General features: G+C 55.5%; 15 protein-coding genes. 10 read left to right on the forward strand and 5 right to left on the reverse strand.

Features of this window, described 5'->3' with window-relative positions; translation table 11 throughout:
- Positions 1-32: 32 nt before the first annotated feature.
- The 5 genes from DMG62_16325 to tig all read right to left on the reverse strand — a co-directional run bounded on the left by DMG62_16325 (position 33) and on the right by tig (position 6,935).
- A complete protein-coding gene (locus tag DMG62_16325) occupies positions 33-647 on the reverse strand; it encodes a ribosome biogenesis GTP-binding protein YsxC (GenBank protein ID PYY21728.1) in 615 nt (204 codons plus the stop codon).
- Between the two features lie 106 nt (positions 648-753).
- Positions 754-3,168, reverse strand: coding sequence for an endopeptidase La (locus DMG62_16330; GenBank protein ID PYY21729.1), 2,415 nt, complete (start codon positions 3,166-3,168; stop codon positions 754-756).
- 120 nt (positions 3,169-3,288) lie between these two features.
- The gene (locus DMG62_16335) at positions 3,289-4,563 is read right to left on the reverse strand and encodes an ATP-dependent Clp protease ATP-binding subunit ClpX (protein PYY21730.1); all 1,275 of its coding nucleotides are present in this window, start codon (positions 4,561-4,563) and stop codon (positions 3,289-3,291) included.
- Positions 4,564-4,835: 272 nt separating this feature from the next.
- A complete protein-coding gene (locus tag DMG62_16340) occupies positions 4,836-5,429 on the reverse strand; it encodes an ATP-dependent Clp protease proteolytic subunit (protein ID PYY21873.1) in 594 nt (197 codons plus the stop codon).
- A gap of 102 nt (positions 5,430-5,531) precedes the next feature.
- A complete protein-coding gene (tig, locus tag DMG62_16345) occupies positions 5,532-6,935 on the reverse strand; it encodes a trigger factor (protein PYY21731.1) in 1,404 nt (467 codons plus the stop codon).
- 41 nt (positions 6,936-6,976) lie between these two features.
- Here tig and DMG62_16350 point away from each other — a divergent pair, with 41 nt between their 5' ends.
- The 10 genes from DMG62_16350 to cmk all read left to right on the forward strand — a co-directional run bounded on the left by DMG62_16350 (position 6,977) and on the right by cmk (position 16,874).
- Positions 6,977-7,639, forward strand: coding sequence for a hypothetical protein (locus tag DMG62_16350; GenBank protein ID PYY21732.1), 663 nt, complete (start codon positions 6,977-6,979; stop codon positions 7,637-7,639).
- A 108-nt stretch (positions 7,640-7,747) separates the two neighbouring features.
- On the forward strand, positions 7,748-8,587 hold the full coding sequence (locus tag DMG62_16355; protein ID PYY21733.1) for a hypothetical protein: 840 nt from the start codon (positions 7,748-7,750) through the stop codon (positions 8,585-8,587).
- A gap of 102 nt (positions 8,588-8,689) precedes the next feature.
- Positions 8,690-8,896, forward strand: a complete 207-nt coding sequence (locus tag DMG62_16360) for a hypothetical protein (protein PYY21734.1) — start codon at positions 8,690-8,692, stop codon at positions 8,894-8,896.
- Between the two features lie 10 nt (positions 8,897-8,906).
- Positions 8,907-9,209 (forward strand): hypothetical protein, encoded by a 303-nt coding sequence (locus DMG62_16365; protein ID PYY21735.1) that lies wholly within the window; start codon positions 8,907-8,909, stop codon positions 9,207-9,209.
- 16 nt (positions 9,210-9,225) lie between these two features.
- A complete protein-coding gene (locus DMG62_16370) occupies positions 9,226-9,975 on the forward strand; it encodes a uracil-DNA glycosylase (protein PYY21874.1) in 750 nt (249 codons plus the stop codon).
- Positions 9,976-10,176: 201 nt separating this feature from the next.
- The gene (locus DMG62_16375) at positions 10,177-11,121 is read left to right on the forward strand and encodes a branched chain amino acid aminotransferase (GenBank protein PYY21736.1); all 945 of its coding nucleotides are present in this window, start codon (positions 10,177-10,179) and stop codon (positions 11,119-11,121) included.
- 202 nt (positions 11,122-11,323) lie between these two features.
- Positions 11,324-13,093 (forward strand): aspartate--tRNA ligase, encoded by a 1,770-nt coding sequence (locus tag DMG62_16380; GenBank protein ID PYY21737.1) that lies wholly within the window; start codon positions 11,324-11,326, stop codon positions 13,091-13,093.
- A 146-nt stretch (positions 13,094-13,239) separates the two neighbouring features.
- Positions 13,240-15,192, forward strand: a complete 1,953-nt coding sequence (gene mutL / locus DMG62_16385) for a DNA mismatch repair endonuclease MutL (protein PYY21738.1) — start codon at positions 13,240-13,242, stop codon at positions 15,190-15,192.
- Between the two features lie 88 nt (positions 15,193-15,280).
- The gene (locus DMG62_16390; GenBank protein PYY21739.1) at positions 15,281-16,180 is read left to right on the forward strand and encodes a hypothetical protein; all 900 of its coding nucleotides are present in this window, start codon (positions 15,281-15,283) and stop codon (positions 16,178-16,180) included.
- Positions 16,173-16,874 (forward strand): (d)CMP kinase, encoded by a 702-nt coding sequence (gene cmk / locus DMG62_16395; GenBank protein PYY21740.1) that lies wholly within the window; start codon positions 16,173-16,175, stop codon positions 16,872-16,874. The genes DMG62_16390 and cmk overlap by 8 nt, the downstream gene beginning before the upstream one ends.
- Positions 16,875-16,916: the final 42 nt, after the last annotated feature.

Here is a 16,916-nt window from a genome sequence, read left to right on the forward strand (position 1 = left end):
ATGCGCGGACTGCAAGACTACTCTCTAACAATTCACTCAACGGCTCGGCCGCCGGTAGTGCCCTCCGCCGTAAGCATGCTGCGCCAAAGCTCTCCAAGACCCGAGGCAGTCTTCGCGGATACCGGCAGAATCTGTTCCACCTCGTGCTCACGTCTGAGTTGCGCGAGAGACTTGTTGAGTTGATTCGACGACAGTCGATCCGCTTTCGTTGCTGCTACGAGTAACTCCCGATTATGGTGTTGCAGCCAATCAATCAGTTGGCGGTCACTCTCTTGCGGAGGCACATTCGCGTCGACTAAGCAAACGCACAAGCGCAGAGACTCGCGCTCGGACAAGTATGGCTCGATAAATTTCGGCCATTCGGCGCTAATCTGCTTCGAGATCTTCGCGTAGCCATACCCCGGCAGATCGGCGAGTATTAAATCCGGTTCCAGTGACTCGGGCTTTTGCCGCAGTTCGATAAAGTTGATGGTTCGCGTTCTTCCCGGAGTGGAACTGACGTGTGCGATCCTCTGGCCGAGAAGAGCATTAATGAGGCTGGATTTACCTACGTTTGATCGCCCGAGAAACGCGACCTCGGGAGCACCTGGAGGAGGGAAGTGCTCAGGAGCTGCGGCGGATTTTAGAAAGCGCGTGTGAACTTTCATCGCGAATCGCAGCTAAGACCGCTGTGGCACAGGACCAAAAGGAGAAGCTAAAAGGCCCGCCGCGGCGGGCCTTTCTCGTCACAGACAACCGATTACCGTTAACGGCTCACTGATGCTGTACAGGAAGCTGCGAGGCCGGAGTGGGTGTGACAGTGGGTAAGCCCTGCGCTTCACCTTCTTCGCTGTACTGCGGCAGCGGACCTTCGAGTGCGATCGCCAGGACTCCGTCCATGTTGTCCACGAAGTGGAGCTTCATAGCGTTGCGAAGGTTCTCGGGAACTTCCGAGAGATCCTTTTCATTGTCCTTCGGAAGAATCGCTTCGAAGATCCCGGCGCGGTGCGCTGCGAGCAGTTTCTCCTTGAGCCCACCGATCGGCAGAACTTTGCCTCGTAGAGTGATCTCGCCAGTCATCGCGATATCACGTCGCACGGGAATCTTGCTCAATGCGCTCGCAATTGCCGTTGCCATCGTGATGCCTGCCGAGGGGCCATCTTTGGGAATGGCGCCTTCAGGCACGTGGATGTGAATGTCGATGTTCCGATAGAAGTCGCGTGGCACGCCGAGCCTGTGTGCGCGCGAGCGAATGTACGTGATTGCCGCCTGGGCTGACTCTTGCATCACGTCACCGAGCTTGCCGGTCAAAGTTGTCTTACCCTTGCCATCGACGATCGTGACCTCGGTCGAGAGGATCGATCCGCCGACTTCTGTCCAGGCAAGACCGGTTACCAGGCCGACTTCGCTTTTTTCGTGCGCGAGCATGTCGCGGAATTTCGCCACGCCCAAGAACTCGGAAACAGTCTCCGCGTTGACACTTACCGCGTATTCCAGACCTTCCTTCACCACCTTCCGCGCTACCTTGCGGCAGATATTGCCGATTTCGCGCTCCAGATTGCGAACGCCCGCTTCGCGCGTATAGGAGCGAATGATTTCGGTGATCGCATCGTCGGTGAAGACCAGGTTCGATTCCGTCAAACCGGTAGCGGTTCGCTGTTTGCGGACCAGGTACTGCTTGGCGATTTCGAGCTTTTCAAGTTCGGTGTAACCATGAAGCCGCAACACTTCCATGCGGTCCTGAAGCGGAGCCGGAATTGTGTGCAGAACGTTGGCAGTGGCCACGAAGAAAACCTGCGACAGGTCGTATTCGACGTCGAGATAGTGGTCCTGGAACATGAAGTTCTGTTCCGGATCGAGAACTTCGAGGAGCGCTGCTGACGGGTCGCCGCGGAAGTCAGCAGCCATCTTGTCGATTTCGTCGAGCATGATGACCGGGTTCTTGGTGCCGGCCTTCTTCATCGACTGGATGATCTGTCCGGGTAGAGCGCCGATGTAGGTGCGGCGATGTCCACGAATCTCGGCTTCGTCGCGTACGCCACCGAGTGAGAGGCGAACGAATTTGCGTCCAGTGGCCTTCGCGATCGACATGCCCAGCGATGTCTTGCCAACACCAGGAGGTCCGACGAAGCAAAGTATCGAGCCTTTGGGATTCTTTACCAATTGGCGCACTGCGAGAAATTCGAGGATGCGATCCTTGATTTTTTCCAGCCCATAGTGGTCTTCGTTGAGGATCTTCTCCGCCGACTCGATGTTGCGAATCTCTTTCGATTTCTTGCGCCACGGTACTGCCAGCAGCCAGTCGAGATAGTTGCGCGAGACAGTCGATTCAGCCGACATCGGAGGCATGGCCTCGAGCTTCTTCAGCTCCTGAAGCGCCTTTTCATGGACTTCCTTAGGCATGCCGGCGCTGTCGACCTTCTTCTTAAGCTCGTCCCACTCGCTCTTCTCACCGCGGCCTAGTTCTTTCTGGATGGCCTTAATCTTCTCGTTGAGGTAGTACTCTTTCTGAGCGCGTTCCATCTGCCGCTTTACGCGAGTCTGGATGGTGCGGTCCATGTTCAGCTTTTCGATTTCGATTTCCAGAACGTCGGCGACGCGGTTCAGTCTTTCCGCGGGATCGAAGATTTCAAGCAGCTCCTGCTTTTCTTCTATCGACAGCTGCATATTGGCAGCGATGACGTCGGTCAGCTTGGAGGGATCCTCCATGCGGACGGCAGCGATCATGGTCTCGTAGTTCAGTGACTGGCAGAGCTTTACGTATTGCTCGAATAATGAGGTGACACGCTGCATCGCCTGCTCGATAACAGGCGTGGCTTCTACTGTGTACTTGGCTACGCGAACACTTGCATGGAAGAAGCCGTCCGTGTCGACAACCTGAAGAATCTTGCCGCGTTCCACACCCTCGACGAGGACCTTGATATTCCCGTCGGGAAGCTTAAGACTCTGGACTATGTTGACGATGGTGCCGACCTGATAGATCTCATTCGGCTTGGGCTCATCTACGCTGGCGTCGTGCTGCGTAGCGAGAAAGATTTTTCGATCGCCGGCAAGCGCCTCTTCCAGAGCGCGGACACTCGATTCGCGTCCGACAACGAACGGCGTCATCATATGCGGGAAGATGACGACGTCCCGGATAGGCATCATGGGTAGCTTGCGGGTTTCGAACTTTTCCCTGGCTTGGGTCACTCGGTCCCCTCGTACTCCTAAAAACTTGGCGTGTAAGCCTAGAACCTAGCTTATACAACTGATGCTGGAATCGCCAATTTTCTTCAACTCACCCTGCCAAATCAAGCTCTGAGACGCTCCTTACCCAGCTTTTTCCATCATTGGGATGGATACATCACGTTTTTCCACCATTTCGCGGCTTACCTCGAATTCCTTAAGCCGCTTCTGGCTGGGGAGGTGGTACATCAGGTCCAACATCAGATCCTCGAGAATCATGCGCAATCCGCGGGCGCCTACCTTTCTCTGCAGCGCTTCGCGGGCCACGGCGCGGGTCGCATCGTCGCTGAACTTGAGCCGAACATTCTCGAACTCAAACAGCCGTTGGTATTGCTTGATGATGGCGTTGCGCGGCTTGGTGAGGATCTCGACCAGCGCATTCTCGTCCAACTCGTCGAGTACTCCTACGACTGGCAGTCTGCCGACAAATTCAGGGATCAACCCAAACTTAATCAGGTCCGTGGGTTCAACCTTGCCAAGCATCTCGGTGTCCCGTTTGGGAATGGCTGGAACCGGCGCTTCGCCCTCCTTCGGCTCAGCCTTGAAGCCGAGCGCCTTCTTCCCGATTCGTCGTCCGATTACCTTTTCCAAGCCGACGAAAGCGCCGCCGCAAATAAACAGGATATTGGTGGTATCAACGGGCGTGAATTCCTGATGCGGATGCTTGCGTCCACCTTGCGGCGGAACATTCGCGACCGTCCCTTCGAGAATCTTCAGAAGAGCCTGCTGCACGCCCTCGCCGGACACATCACGAGTGATGGATGGGTTCTCGTCCTTACGACCGATCTTGTCGATTTCGTCGATGTAGATGATTCCGGTCTGTGCGCGTCCTACATCACCGTCTGCAGCCTGGAGCAGCTTGAGGATGATGTTCTCGACGTCCTCACCCACGTAGCCGGCTTCAGTGAGCGTCGTCGCGTCAACGATCGCGAACGGCACATCGAGCATCTTGGCCAGAGTCTGCGCCAGCAGAGTCTTGCCGCTGCCGGTGGGGCCGATCAGCATGATGTTCGACTTCGTGAGCTCCACTTCACCATTACGATTGCGGTTCATGTGGATTCGCTTGTAGTGGTTGTAAACCGCTACGGCGAGCTTTTTCTTGGTCTGGTCCTGGCCGATTACGTATTCGTCGAGGAAGGTCTTCACCTCGGCAGGCTTGGGCAGATGATTGGGAGCAGCAGCGGAATGCGTCTCGGTGCGGTCGTCCTCAAGAATTGAATTGCAGACCGCAACGCATTCGTCGCAGATGTAAGCACGCGGATAATCACTTGGTGAGGAGATCAGCTTGGCGACTGCGTCCTGAGACTTGTGGCAGAACGAACAACGTAGGCTATCTTCAGATCCGGAACGCGTTTTCACGATGTACTCCTGTCTACCCTAACCAATGTCTACCCTAACAACTGCGACCGATCAATACTGCGAAGCACCGATTACCTTCGGACTAGAGCGTTCGAAGCACGCTCTTCCACGAGCAAACTAAGCTGGGGGACGTGGAGTTCTTATCGCGCTGCCCACATTCTAACGTTATTCAAGTGCAAAAGGGTTCACCACAGCGGTTCCTTAGTAACGAATGCCTGTGACTTTTGTGCAATACACGTAAGAAACCCAAAACCCCCGCAACACCTGCAGCACTACTTGTGCTTGTAGATGATGTCGTCGACGATTCCGTAATCCTTGCTCTGCTGCGCGTTCATGATGAAGTCGCGCTCTACGTCTTTTTCAACTCTGTCCAGCTTCTGGCCCGTGTGCTTCGCCATGATGTTGTTCATGATCTCGCGCATGCGCAGAATCTCGCGCGCGTGAATGTCGATGTCTGTCGCCTGACCAGAGATGCCGCCGCCCATGATGTGAGGCTGATGGATCAGGATGCGAGAGTTCGGCAGCGCGAAGCGCTTCTTCCCGGTGCCGGCCGCGAGCAGCACGGCAGCCATGCTGGCGGCTTGTCCGATACAGATGGTCATGATGTCGTTTTTGACGAATTGCATGGTGTCATAGATCGCCATCCCTGATGTGATCGAACCTCCGGGCGAGTTGATGTAAAGCTGAATGTCCTTCTCTGGATCCTCTGCGGCGAGAAATAGCATTTGTGCGATGACGAGGTTAGCGATTGTGTCGTCGATGGGCGTACCAATGAACACGATGTTGTCCCGGAGCAGGCGCGAGAAGATGTCATAGGCGCGCTCTCCGCGGCTGGTTTGCTCTACTACCATTGGAACCAGGGCCATTGCAGGTAATCCTTTCTTCAGTCCATACATCTGCGCCCGGAACTGGTGTCCGGGCGGGGTTTTCTGTCTGTCTGCTTCATCTTTAACTTCAAACTTGAAGCGTCAGGCAGAGCGTTGATACAGAAAGTCGAGAGTTTTTTCGTTGCGGATGCGCTCGCGCATGCGTTCAAGCGCGCCGTCGTCAGCCAGCTTCTTGCGCACTGCTTCCAGCGGCTGGCGCGACTGCTGAGCGAAGCGTTCTACTTCGAGATCGAGATCGGCGTCGCTGGCCTGAATATTCTCCTTGGCTGCGATCTTCTCAAGGATCAAAGAAGCCTTCACCTCGCGCAGAGCTGCTTCGCGCTGTGCCTGACGCAAGCGGCCGAAATCCATCTTCCGCATGTCCTCGGGGCGCATTCCCTGGGCAGCCAAGGCGCGGAAGCCGCGCTCCAGACGCGCAGTCACTTGTTGATCGATCAGTGATTCGGGAACCGGAAAATTATTGCGGGTTACCAGCTCTTGCACCAGCTTGTCTTTGGCTGTGTGCTCGATTTCGTGCCGCTTCTGTGCTTCAAGCTGCTCTCGAATCTTTGTACGTAGATCCTCGAGGCTTTTGAAATCCCCAAGCTCCTTGGCAAAGTCATCGTTCAATTCGGGAATTTGCTTCTTCTTAATTCCCTTGATCTGGACTTTGTATTCCAGAGTCTTGCCTGCTAGACGCTTGTCTTGCGCGTCTTCGGGATAGGTGATGATGAATATGCGTTCTTGTCCCGCCTTCGCAGCACGAAGGTTCTCGCTAAATTCGCGCATCGTGTTGGCGCCCCCGATGTCGATGAGCACATCGTCCATGTGGACTGGCTGTGAGCCAGTGGGTTTTGGCTCTTGGTTTCCAGAGCTGACTGGATTCCCCGACGGATCTACTAAACCGTACTCCTGTTTTTCGATCGGCGTACCCGTGAAACTGGCTTGGGCGAAATCGCCATCTTGAAGACCGCGATCTTCTTCTACCGAGTTGTACGTAGCCTGGTTCTCGCGAAGAGACTGTAATTCCCGCTCGACTTCATCCTCACTCACTGAAACGTCGCCTTTTTCCGAGCGCAAGTCTGAATAGGGAGCGACGTCGATCTCCGGCATGATCTCGAAGACTGCTTTGAAGCGCAGGGGCTCGCCATCTTCAAAATGAAAATCTGTGATTCTCGGCTGAGATATCGGCGCGAAGCCCCGTTTTTGAACCTCTTCACGAAAGTACTTGGGGACCAGCGACTCGACGACTTCCTGCTTCAGCTCGTCGGCAAAGCGGCGGCGAACCAGACTTGCCGGAGTCTTGCCGCGCCGAAAGCCCGGTACGCGAGCCATCTTTTGGTAGCGGGCAACAAACGTCTCGAGTTCGCGAGAGACAGTCTCGGCAGGAATTTCAACCGCGAGCTCGCGCTCGCACTCGCCTAAGGGACGCGGTTCATGCGTGTTCTGGTGGTCGTGAGTTTCGCCTGTGCGTTGTTCCGTCGTCGTGGTCTCTGTTTCTGTCAATTTTGCGTGTTCCTGGCGCTTTCAGGTGGCCGCAGCAGCATATGAAGCCCAGCAACCACGGCCGAACTCCAAGTGTAAGACCCGCGAACAATGCGGTCAAACTAGCTTCGAAGTTGCGCAGCTACGAAGCTGCGGAGCTTGAGAAACAGGAGCTATCTTGGAGCATGCTGATCCTCATGGTTGGCCTGCCTGGAACAGGCAAAAGCACGCTGTCCCACGCCTTAGTCGAGCGCTTCGGTGGATTCGTCCTCGATAAGGACGTGATCCGGCCAGCTCTTTTCGGTCCGTCCCAAATTGAATATACCGTTGAGCAGGACGATTTCTGCCAGCAGGTGATGCTCGAGACGGCCGAGTATCTGCTCAAGCGGAAGCCGAAACTTCGAGTGTTCCTAGACGGCCGGCCGTTCTCGCGGGCGTATCAACGCGAGAGTGTGCATCAAGCGGCTAAGAAGATCGGCACGCCTTTGGCCGTGGTCGAGTGTGTCGCCAGTACGGAAACTGCTCTGGCTCGAATCCGGCGCGACCTGGAATCAGGAAGCCATCTCGCTGCCAACCGAACGCCAGAGCTTTATCACGATAAAAGGCGCGATTTCGAGCGTGAACCGGTTCGTGCTCCAAGGCTGACAGTCAGCTCAGACCACGATCTGGAAAGGTCGATTGTTGAAGTTGAACGCTATCTCAATCAGCTGATCGAGAGGCCCTGATAACGGCGAGTTGATCGATCCCGGTGTTGGCATTACGGCTAACTAGTTACTTCGATTACTTAGGTAAGCTTTACTCCACTATGGTAGCAGGGCCATACTGCGCGGACGATGTCCAGACGCCGAGAAAAGCGAAATTCTCTTGCCCTGCCAGTGCGCGCTCTGGGCATAGATGCCAGCGGGAACGACCGGCGCTACGTGGTTTGTACGCTTGATCTTAGCGCCAAGGGCGCCCGTGTGATCGGACTCCCGGAAGTCCAGGTAGGCCAGGAGATCATTCTCGAACATAAGAGGAACCGCGTCCGGTTTCAGGCGGTGTGGGTAGGTGAACCGGGAACGGCGCGCCAAGGACAGGTAGGCCTGCATTCGCTCGACCCAGACAAGAAGCTGGCCGACATCGATGAGTTCATCGCCGACGACTACGTAGATAATTGGTCCCCTGCGGCGTTGACACCCGCCGAAATTACAGCCGATCGACGTCAGGTTCAGCGATTCGATTGCGATCGCAGCGTCGAGTACTGGACCGATGGCAGCAATCCCGTTACGGCCCGACTGGACAACATCAGCCTCACAGGCTGCTTTGTGAACACGCAATTTCCACTACCTCGTCGCACGCGACTGCACATGACGCTTTCTCTTTACGGGATGAAGATCGCCGCCAAAGGAGAGGTTCGGGTAGCAGGGAATGGGGAAGGCATGGGAATCATGTTCACCTCTCTAGAACGTGACAGCGAAATTCGGTTGAAGAAAGCTGTTCAACGTCTGAAGCAGAGTAGCCAACCGGCGGATTGCGGCTGGAATGCTGCTCCTGAGCGCAGCATGAACGAACACATCCTTGATCTCGTTCGTGCCTGGTTCGACCGGAATCTGACAATGTCGTGGGACGACTTCTTTGATATTCAAGTTCGCACCAAAGGCAATCTCCTGAATGTCGGTCCAGATCGAGAGTAAATTTTCGAGTCCTCGAGTCCCAACCCAACCGTTCTTCACAAAAATCGCTCGCAGCTAGCTCACTCGTAACGACGCGGTGTATATTGCCGTGCCGAGGTGCAGATGATGCGAGCCGACCGTGTAGAAGCCTCCTGGGATAGCGAGAAGAAAAAATGGCTGGTGCGAATTCAGGCTGGTGAAGAAGTCATTCGTCGTTATTGCGACGCGCCGAAAGATGCCGACGAACAAAGGATCCGTGCAGCCGCCCAGAAGACGCTTGTTGATGACGGCTACGAATCGAATGGTGTTCAGGTGGCGATAAAGCGGTAGCTCCGGCCCTGTGATCTACATCGTTTGGGAATTCACCGTTCCCCGCGATCATCTCGCGGCTTTTGAGCGCGCTTACGGCGGCGAGGGTCTCTGGGTTGGCCTCTTCCGCCGCGATCCTGCCTATCGCGAAACAATCCTCGTCAAAGACAGCGCACAATCCGGACGCTATCTGACCATCGACGTGTGGGAAGATAAGGATTCCTATCTGGGCTTCAAGGATCGATTTGCTAACGATTACGAGAAAATCGATAAAGAATGCGAGAGGCTCACGAGCGCAGAGCGTCAAATCGGCACCTTTGAACGGCTCCCATGAACCTTCACTCACAGTCATCAACTCGTCCATCGCTGAATTGAATCGAGCGGTCGTCAACTGCACGCTTTGTCCGCGGCTGGTTGCATACCGTGAAGAAATTGGACGCGTCAAACGGCGCGCCTACATGGACTGGGAGTACTGGGCTAAGCCGGTGCCCGGATTTGGTGATCGAGAGGCACGCGTGCTCATTCTTGGACTCGCACCTGGAGCGCATGGCTCGAATCGGACGGGGCGTCCATTTACGGGCGATGGCTCGGGGGATTTCATGTACCCGGTGCTCCATGAAACCGGATTCGCCTCGCAGCCGATTGCAATCAGCCGCGATGATGGTATGAGCTTGACCGGTGCCTATATCACAGCCGCCGTGCGCTGCGCACCCCCTGCGAACAAGCCCACCCCAGAAGAGATTGCCAATTGTGCCCATTTTCTGGATGCAGAGATCGCCCTGCTTCCAAACGTCAAAATAGTGATTGCTCTAGGCAAGATCGGTTTCGACGCCTACCTCAATTACCTCCGTCGGACCGGAATCATCACCTCACGAGCGCCATACCAGTTTCGGCATGGCGCCGAGTACCGCATGCCGGACGGCATTGTGCTGCTGGGGACGTATCATCCCTCCCTGCAAAATACCAATACGGGCAAGCTTACGGCGGAGATGTTCCGGCGAATCTTCGAACGGGCTCGACTTCTTGCGAAGAAAATTGAACACGGAGGACACGGGGGCAATGAGGAAAAACAGATTCGGAGGCTAGGCGGGATTGAATGACAGATTCGAGGCGTGATGATTCAGAAGATGGAGCAGAGTGGACTCCTCCAATCTGTGCGAGCTCTGCCGTTTGATTTTTTCCTTAGTCGCCCTCCGTGTCCTTCGTTTTCAATCCCGGCAATAAACGAATTGTTGGGTTCATCCAAAGCATCTGAATATAATGTGATGTTTCTGCGGCCCCAATCTCGGTAAGGAGCATTCATGGCGATACCCAAGACGGAAAAAATCTGGCATAACGGCAAGCTCATCAATTGGGACGATGCCAAGCTGCACGTGATGTCGCATGTGGTGAATTACGGCTCATCAGTGTTTGAGGGCGTCCGTTGTTATAAGCATCCTCAGAGCGCAGGTATTTTCCGAGCACAAGAGCACGCTGAACGCCTTCTTCACTCCGCCAAGGTCTATCGCATGGAAGTGCCTTTTACCGAGGATGAGATTGTCCAGGCAATGGTCGATGTAGTCGCGCACAACGGCGTTTATCCGTGCTACATCCGGCCAATCATCCTGCGTGGATATGGGGAAGCTGGAGTAAATCCGTTTAACTCGCCCATCGAGGTTTACATCTGCAATTACGCCTGGGGAAAGTACCTCGGGCATGACTCGCCCGAAGAAGGCTGCGATGTCTGCGTCTCGTCCTGGACACGCATTGCCCCGAACACCCTGCCTGCGATGGCGAAGTCCGGCGCGAACTATATGAACTCGCAACTCATCAAGATGGAAGCCATGATTAATGGATATGTTGAAGGTATTGCCCTCGACGTGAACGGCTACGTGAGCGAAGGTTCGGGAGAGAATCTGTTTGTGGTTCGCAAAGGCACCGTCTTCACCGCTCCACTTGGGAACTCAGTGCTTCCCGGTATTACCCGCGCCACTGCGATCGAGCTGCTTCGCGAACTGGGCGTTCCCGTAGTGGAGCAGATGATTCCACGCGAGATGCTGTACATCGCAGATGAAGCCTTCTTTACCGGTACCGCCGCTGAGATCACGCCGATCCGCACCGTAGACAAGATAGCAGTGGGCGAGGGCAAGACAGGTCCAATTACCCGCGCCCTGCACAAGGAATTCTTCAGCATCGTTGAAGGGCGAGTACCAGACCGACATGGCTGGTTCACGCAAGTACCGGTGAAGCAAGCGGTGACGGTCTAAAACACTCAGCTAAGTTCTCGATCGGGTGATCGGGCGAAAGGTCTAGCCCCGAATCACCCGATTCGTGTTTTTGCCGTGTTGGTATCGGCCTTCTTCGCGCGAATCCCACTCGCATTTATCATCAAGGATTACTCTCAACTTGAAGGACGCCACATTGCCTGACACTCAGCTCGACCTGCTAGGCAGTTTGCAACGCAGCCACATGTGCGGCACGCTGCGCGCCAGCGATGCCGGTAGCACTGGCACTCTGATGGGATGGGTAAACCGCCGCCGCGATCTTGGCAACCTGATCTTCGTTGATCTACGGGATCGCACGGGTCTGGTTCAGATTGTTGTCGACAAAGAGAGCAATCCGGCGTTGCACGAAAAGGCCAGCCGAATAAGGTCAGAGTATGTTCTGGCTGTTGTCGGCAATGTAAAAAAGCGAGACGCGTCAACCATCAACAAAAACCTTGCGACCGGCGAGATTGAAATCATCGCGCAGGAGCTTCGCGTTCTCAATGACTCAAAGACTCCGCCCTTTTCGCCTGCTGAGCAGGCCATCGGAAACGAAGAGCTACGGCTGAAGTATCGCTACATCGACATGCGCCGTCCGGAGATGCAGTCGAATATCGAGCTGCGCTCGAAAGTATCGTTGGCTATCCGGAAGGAACTCTCGAACCGCGGATTTCTCGAGATTGAGACTCCGTTCATGACGCGCAGCACACCGGAAGGCGCGCGCGACTATTTGGTACCAAGCCGTGTGTATCCGGGGTCCTTTTACGCGCTGCCGCAGTCGCCACAATTGTTCAAGCAGATCTTGATGATCTCGGGCTTCGACAAATACTTCCAAATCGTGCGTTGCTTCCGCGACGAAGACCTGCGCGCTGATCGTCAGCCGGAGTTCACGCAGATTGATCTGGAAATGTCCTTCCCAACTCAAGACCGGGTCTTTGAAGTGGTCGAGGCATTTTTAGTCGCGGCATTTCGCGAGGGTGGCATTGAGTTAAAACCGCCGTTTCCGCGAATGAAGTACGACGACGCCATCCGCAGGTACGGCATAGACAAGCCTGACATGCGCCTGCCCGAGATGACGGACGTCCGCGAGGCGTTTACCGAGGAGAACTTGAATGCTTTGAATCTTGATCCGCTGCTGCCGGTGGTTGCAGTCCGCATTCCGAAGATTGGCGAACTCTCGCGCAAGGAGCGCGATGACAACAAACAACTCGCTGCGCCGAAGCCCGGAGTCAAAGTCATCGACGACTTGAAGCGCCTGGAGAAGAGTTTTCCTGACGCAATCACGAAGCTGCGCGCGACAGCAGAAGCCGAGCTTGAAGATCTGCTCGTCATCGTCGCCGCAGCGCCCTCTGCGGACCGGTCACCGATCGCTCAGCGCAAAGCGGCAGAGGCGGTATATACGTCGGCGGGTGCACTGCGTCTGGCGCTCGCCCAGAAGTACAGAGAGAAGCATGTTGCCTTCAACAAAACCGGAACGGCAAATGACTACCGCGTTCTCTGGGTCACTGACTTTCCGATGTTCGAGTATGACGAGAAGGATGGGCGATGGAATGCCGCGCACCATCCGTTCACGTCACCACATGAAGAGGACTTCGGCAAGCTGCTCTCAGATCCCGGAGCTGTGCGCGCTTTGGCATATGACATTGTGCTGAACGGAACCGAGTTAGGTTCGGGCTCAATTCGTATTCATCGCCAGGATATCCAGAAGCAGATCTTCAATTCGCTGGGCATGGCGGACGAAGACGCGCGCTCACGCTTTGGATTTTTTCTCGACGCGCTCGAATACGGGACTCCTCCACATGGAGGTATCGCCTTAGGGCTGGATCGCATCGTGATGATTCTCGCGGGTGCCGACAGCCTGCGTGAGGTTATCCCGTTCCCGAAGACTGCAAAGGCGGTCGATCTGATGGTGAATGCTCCAACTCCGGTCAGCCCGCAACAGCTGAAGGAGTTAGGGATTGCAATAAAGGGATGAAAACCCGACCAGCGAACACCTACGAGTGCGCTGAGGGCAGACTCCGGACACGAAAGCCAAGAGCAGGTCACAGCGTTTCTCCGTGACCTTCTCTTTTTCCTTTATGACCTTCGTGTTAACCCCCGGTTCTGTGATTAAATCGCCCGATGGGCCGCATTCGCGTACTCTCCGATAATGTCGCGAACAAGATCGCTGCCGGCGAAGTTGTCGAGCGGCCCTCATCGATAGTCAAAGAGCTTCTCGAGAACTCTTTGGATGCAGGTGCAACCCGCATTCGTATCGAAGTTGAGGCCGGCGGCCGGAAACTGATCGCGATCACCGATAATGGGTGCGGCATGGGACAGGACGATGCCATGCTCGCCTTCGAGCGGCACGCAACCTCGAAGATCCACAATGCAGACGATCTGCTGAATATCGATACGCTTGGATTTCGTGGCGAGGCTTTGCCATCGATTGCATCCGTCTCGAGGCTCGTCCTTGAGACTCGACAACCTGGCGACGTTTCCGGTACGCGTATCGAGATTGCTGGCGGTAAGTTGTTGAAGGTAGACGAAACTGGAGGGCCGACGGGTACGGCGATCAATGTTCGCGATATTTTCTTCAACACCCCGGCGCGCAAGAAATTCCTGAAAGCGGAATCTACTGAGCTCTCTCACATCGCTTCGTTAGTTATGCATTACGCGTTGGCTCATCCTGATAAACACTTCGAGTTGCACTCGGCTACGCACAACATGCTTACGGCGTCGCCAGTTACCACGCATGCCGAGCGGTTGTACCAGATCTTCGGCCGCGACACTCTCGATCAGCTCATTCCCGTGGCGGCGGAGACAGACCTTGAGCGCGCAGGAATTCCCGAGCCTCCTCCCTGGCGTCGCAGGGAGGACTACGAACCGCCAACTCCGGGCAAGGTACGGATGCACGGCTTCGTATCGAAACCTGAGCTGCAAAAGCTAAATCGCAACTCCATCTTCGTGTTCGTGAACCAGCGGCTGGTGCGGGATCGCCTGGTGCAGCATGCGCTGACCGAGGCGTACCGCAACATCATTCCACCAGCAGTTTTTCCGGTGGTGCTGCTGTTTCTGGAGATGCCAGCGACTGAAGTTGACGCCAATGTTCATCCGGCCAAGACCGAGGTGCGCTTCCGCCAGCAGAGTTTGATACATGATTTCGTACGCGATTCAGTGCGTGCCGCGCTTATAAAGGCGCGTCCTGTGCCGCAGTTCACGCGGGAGATTTCTGCTCAGCCTACCGCTTCGGTTGCGCTCTCTCCTGGTGCGTCGCTGCCTGAGGACGCAGAGAACGATGCTGCTGGGTTCGTGCTCACCGCAACTGCGCCTCTGCCGCAAACCACGCCGCTGGCATTTGAAGATGCTTTCCTCGTCGGTGCTTCGGCGCCATCGAATGTTGACATCGCCGCGGTCGCAGCCACAGTTCCAACCTGGGAACAAGTTTCCGGTGCCACTGCTTGCAGCGCGATGGTTGATGACTTGGCCGGACCAGAAGAAGGCATCGCTCCACAACTGGCATCGTTGCGACCGCTTGGTCAGATACGCCAGTCGTTCATTCTGGCAGTCAATCAGGAGGGACTCTGGATCATCGATCAGCATGTGGCGCATGAGCGTGTGCTCTTCGAGCGAGTTCTTAGACAACGGCAGACGGAATCCATTCCTGTGCAGAAGATGCTGATGCCCATTGTGGTACAGCTCACTCCAGGTCAGCAGGCCGTCTTTGCAGAAATTTCTGATGAACTTGGACGCAATGGTTTTGAAGTGGAGTTATTTGGCTCGCGCACGGTTGTGGTGAAAGCTGTTCCAGCGGGTGTCGAGAGCTGCGATATGGAGCAGATGCTGGGCGAGCTTCTCGCAGATTTTGAGCGCGAGCAGCAGACGTTGAACCTCGACGCCATCCGTCACCGCATCGCGGCATCGATTGCGTGTCATGCGGCTATCAAAGTCAACATGCCTCTGGAGCAAAATAAGATGGAATGGCTGCTTCGGGAGCTCGCACACACCGAATGTCCAATGTCCTGTCCGCATGGGCGTCCCGTCGTCCTGCGGTATTCTGTGAAGGACATACAGAGAGCGTTCAAAAGAATCTAATAAACCCTTTTAACCACGGAGGCACAGCGTAACCAGTCTGAGTGCCTTACTTCGTGACCTGCGTCTCTCTGTGGTGAAGTGATTTTCTATGACGGAGCTCGAACTTCAACATCTTCGGCGTGAGAAGTGGCGGTTGGATGGAGAGCCCATCCGCACGCTCGAAGAGGCTCGCGACTTCGTCCACTCAGTTGGAATGTGTCTTATTTATCCTGTGCGTCAGTCAATGCTTTTGCCGACATTGATGGGCGCGACTTTTGGAAATGATCAGAAGCTCCCAACGGGGCGGCAAGTCGCGTTCAACGATCCGCAAGCAGGTAGAGCTGAAGAGTTCCTCCGGCAGCTTCTGAGGAACAAGTGCGCCTTCGAGGCGCGAATTCACGGTGAGACCCTTTTGCTATCGTCAGCTGCGTTTCCCTACTACTACGCTCTTGCCAGCGACCGAAAACCGAAGCAGCCGATACGGAGCAGGATACGAGGTCAGGCGTCGCCACTGACGGAGCATGTCTTCTCCAAACTCGACGCCAACGGTCCGCTCTCGCGAGCGCAACTTCAGGAGCAACTCGGAGGAGCGCTCTCGGAAGCGGCTCTTGATCGCGCGCTGCAGGAGCTGGCTGCGGCTTTGAAGATCACACGCGTCGATCACGATCCAGCCGCTGGAGATAGATGGGATGTGTATTATCGCTGGGCTGCTGACGCTGTGAATGAAGGAGTTCGGATCTCGGACGCAGAAGCACTCTCGGCCCTAATTTCCAAGTATCTCGATTGCACTGTTGCAGCCACACAGGAGGAGATCGAGAGCTTCTTTTCCGCATTTACATCGCGAGCGCGAGTCGCCGAAATCGTAAAAGCTCTTCTGGCGGCGCGCGAATTCTCGTACACTCCCAGTGAGTCTCGAACCTTGATCACCGTAGCTCACAGCCGCTCGGAAATGCCGCGACCGCATCGCGAGCAGAGCACAACCCTCCAGTCTAGGAGACGCAATGGTTGACCCGCCGGAAAGGCGTGGAGTGGTGATCGCCATCGATGGACCTGCCGGAGCAGGGAAGAGCACCCTGGCATCGCGCCTTGCGCGCAAGCTCGGTTATCTCAATATTGAAACCGGTGCCATGTATCGCGCTCTGGCTTTGAAAGCAATCGAAAACGATATTGACGTCGATGACGAAAACGCGCTCGTCGACCTTGCCTTAGGATCCAAGATCACCCTCGAGCCGCAAGTTGATGGCAACAGAGTAAAGCTCGACAACACCGATATCTCTACGCGCATTCGCGAAAAAGACGTCACCGAGGGGGCCTCGCGTGTCTCCGTGCATCCGCGAGTTCGCGAATGGATGGTCAATAAACAACGCGAACTCGGTGCAAAGGGCGGAGTCGTGATGGAAGGACGTGATATCGGTACCGCCGTGTTCCCTAATGCTGAGGTAAAAATATTCCTCGATGCCGCACCCGAAGTGCGCGGCAATCGTCGCTTTCACCAGAATGCTGCGGCTGAGCCGTCAGCAGCACTGCTCGCTGAAATGCGCGCACGCGATGAGCGCGACCGAACGCGATCGGTGTCCCCTCTCGTAGCTGCCAGCGACGCTGTCGTGATCGATTCGACCAATATGGTGCTGGATGAGGTAATTGAACGCGCAGAGCAGATAGTGAGAAAGGCGCTTCAGTCTTCGGCTAGTATGAGAGCCTAGCGTGGGACTCCTTCTGGAGTTACCTCAACCGGTGACCCGATC

This window comes from Acidobacteriota bacterium (assembly GCA_003225175.1).
In the GTDB taxonomy this organism is placed as follows: domain Bacteria; phylum Acidobacteriota; class Terriglobia; order Terriglobales; family Acidobacteriaceae; genus Gp1-AA112.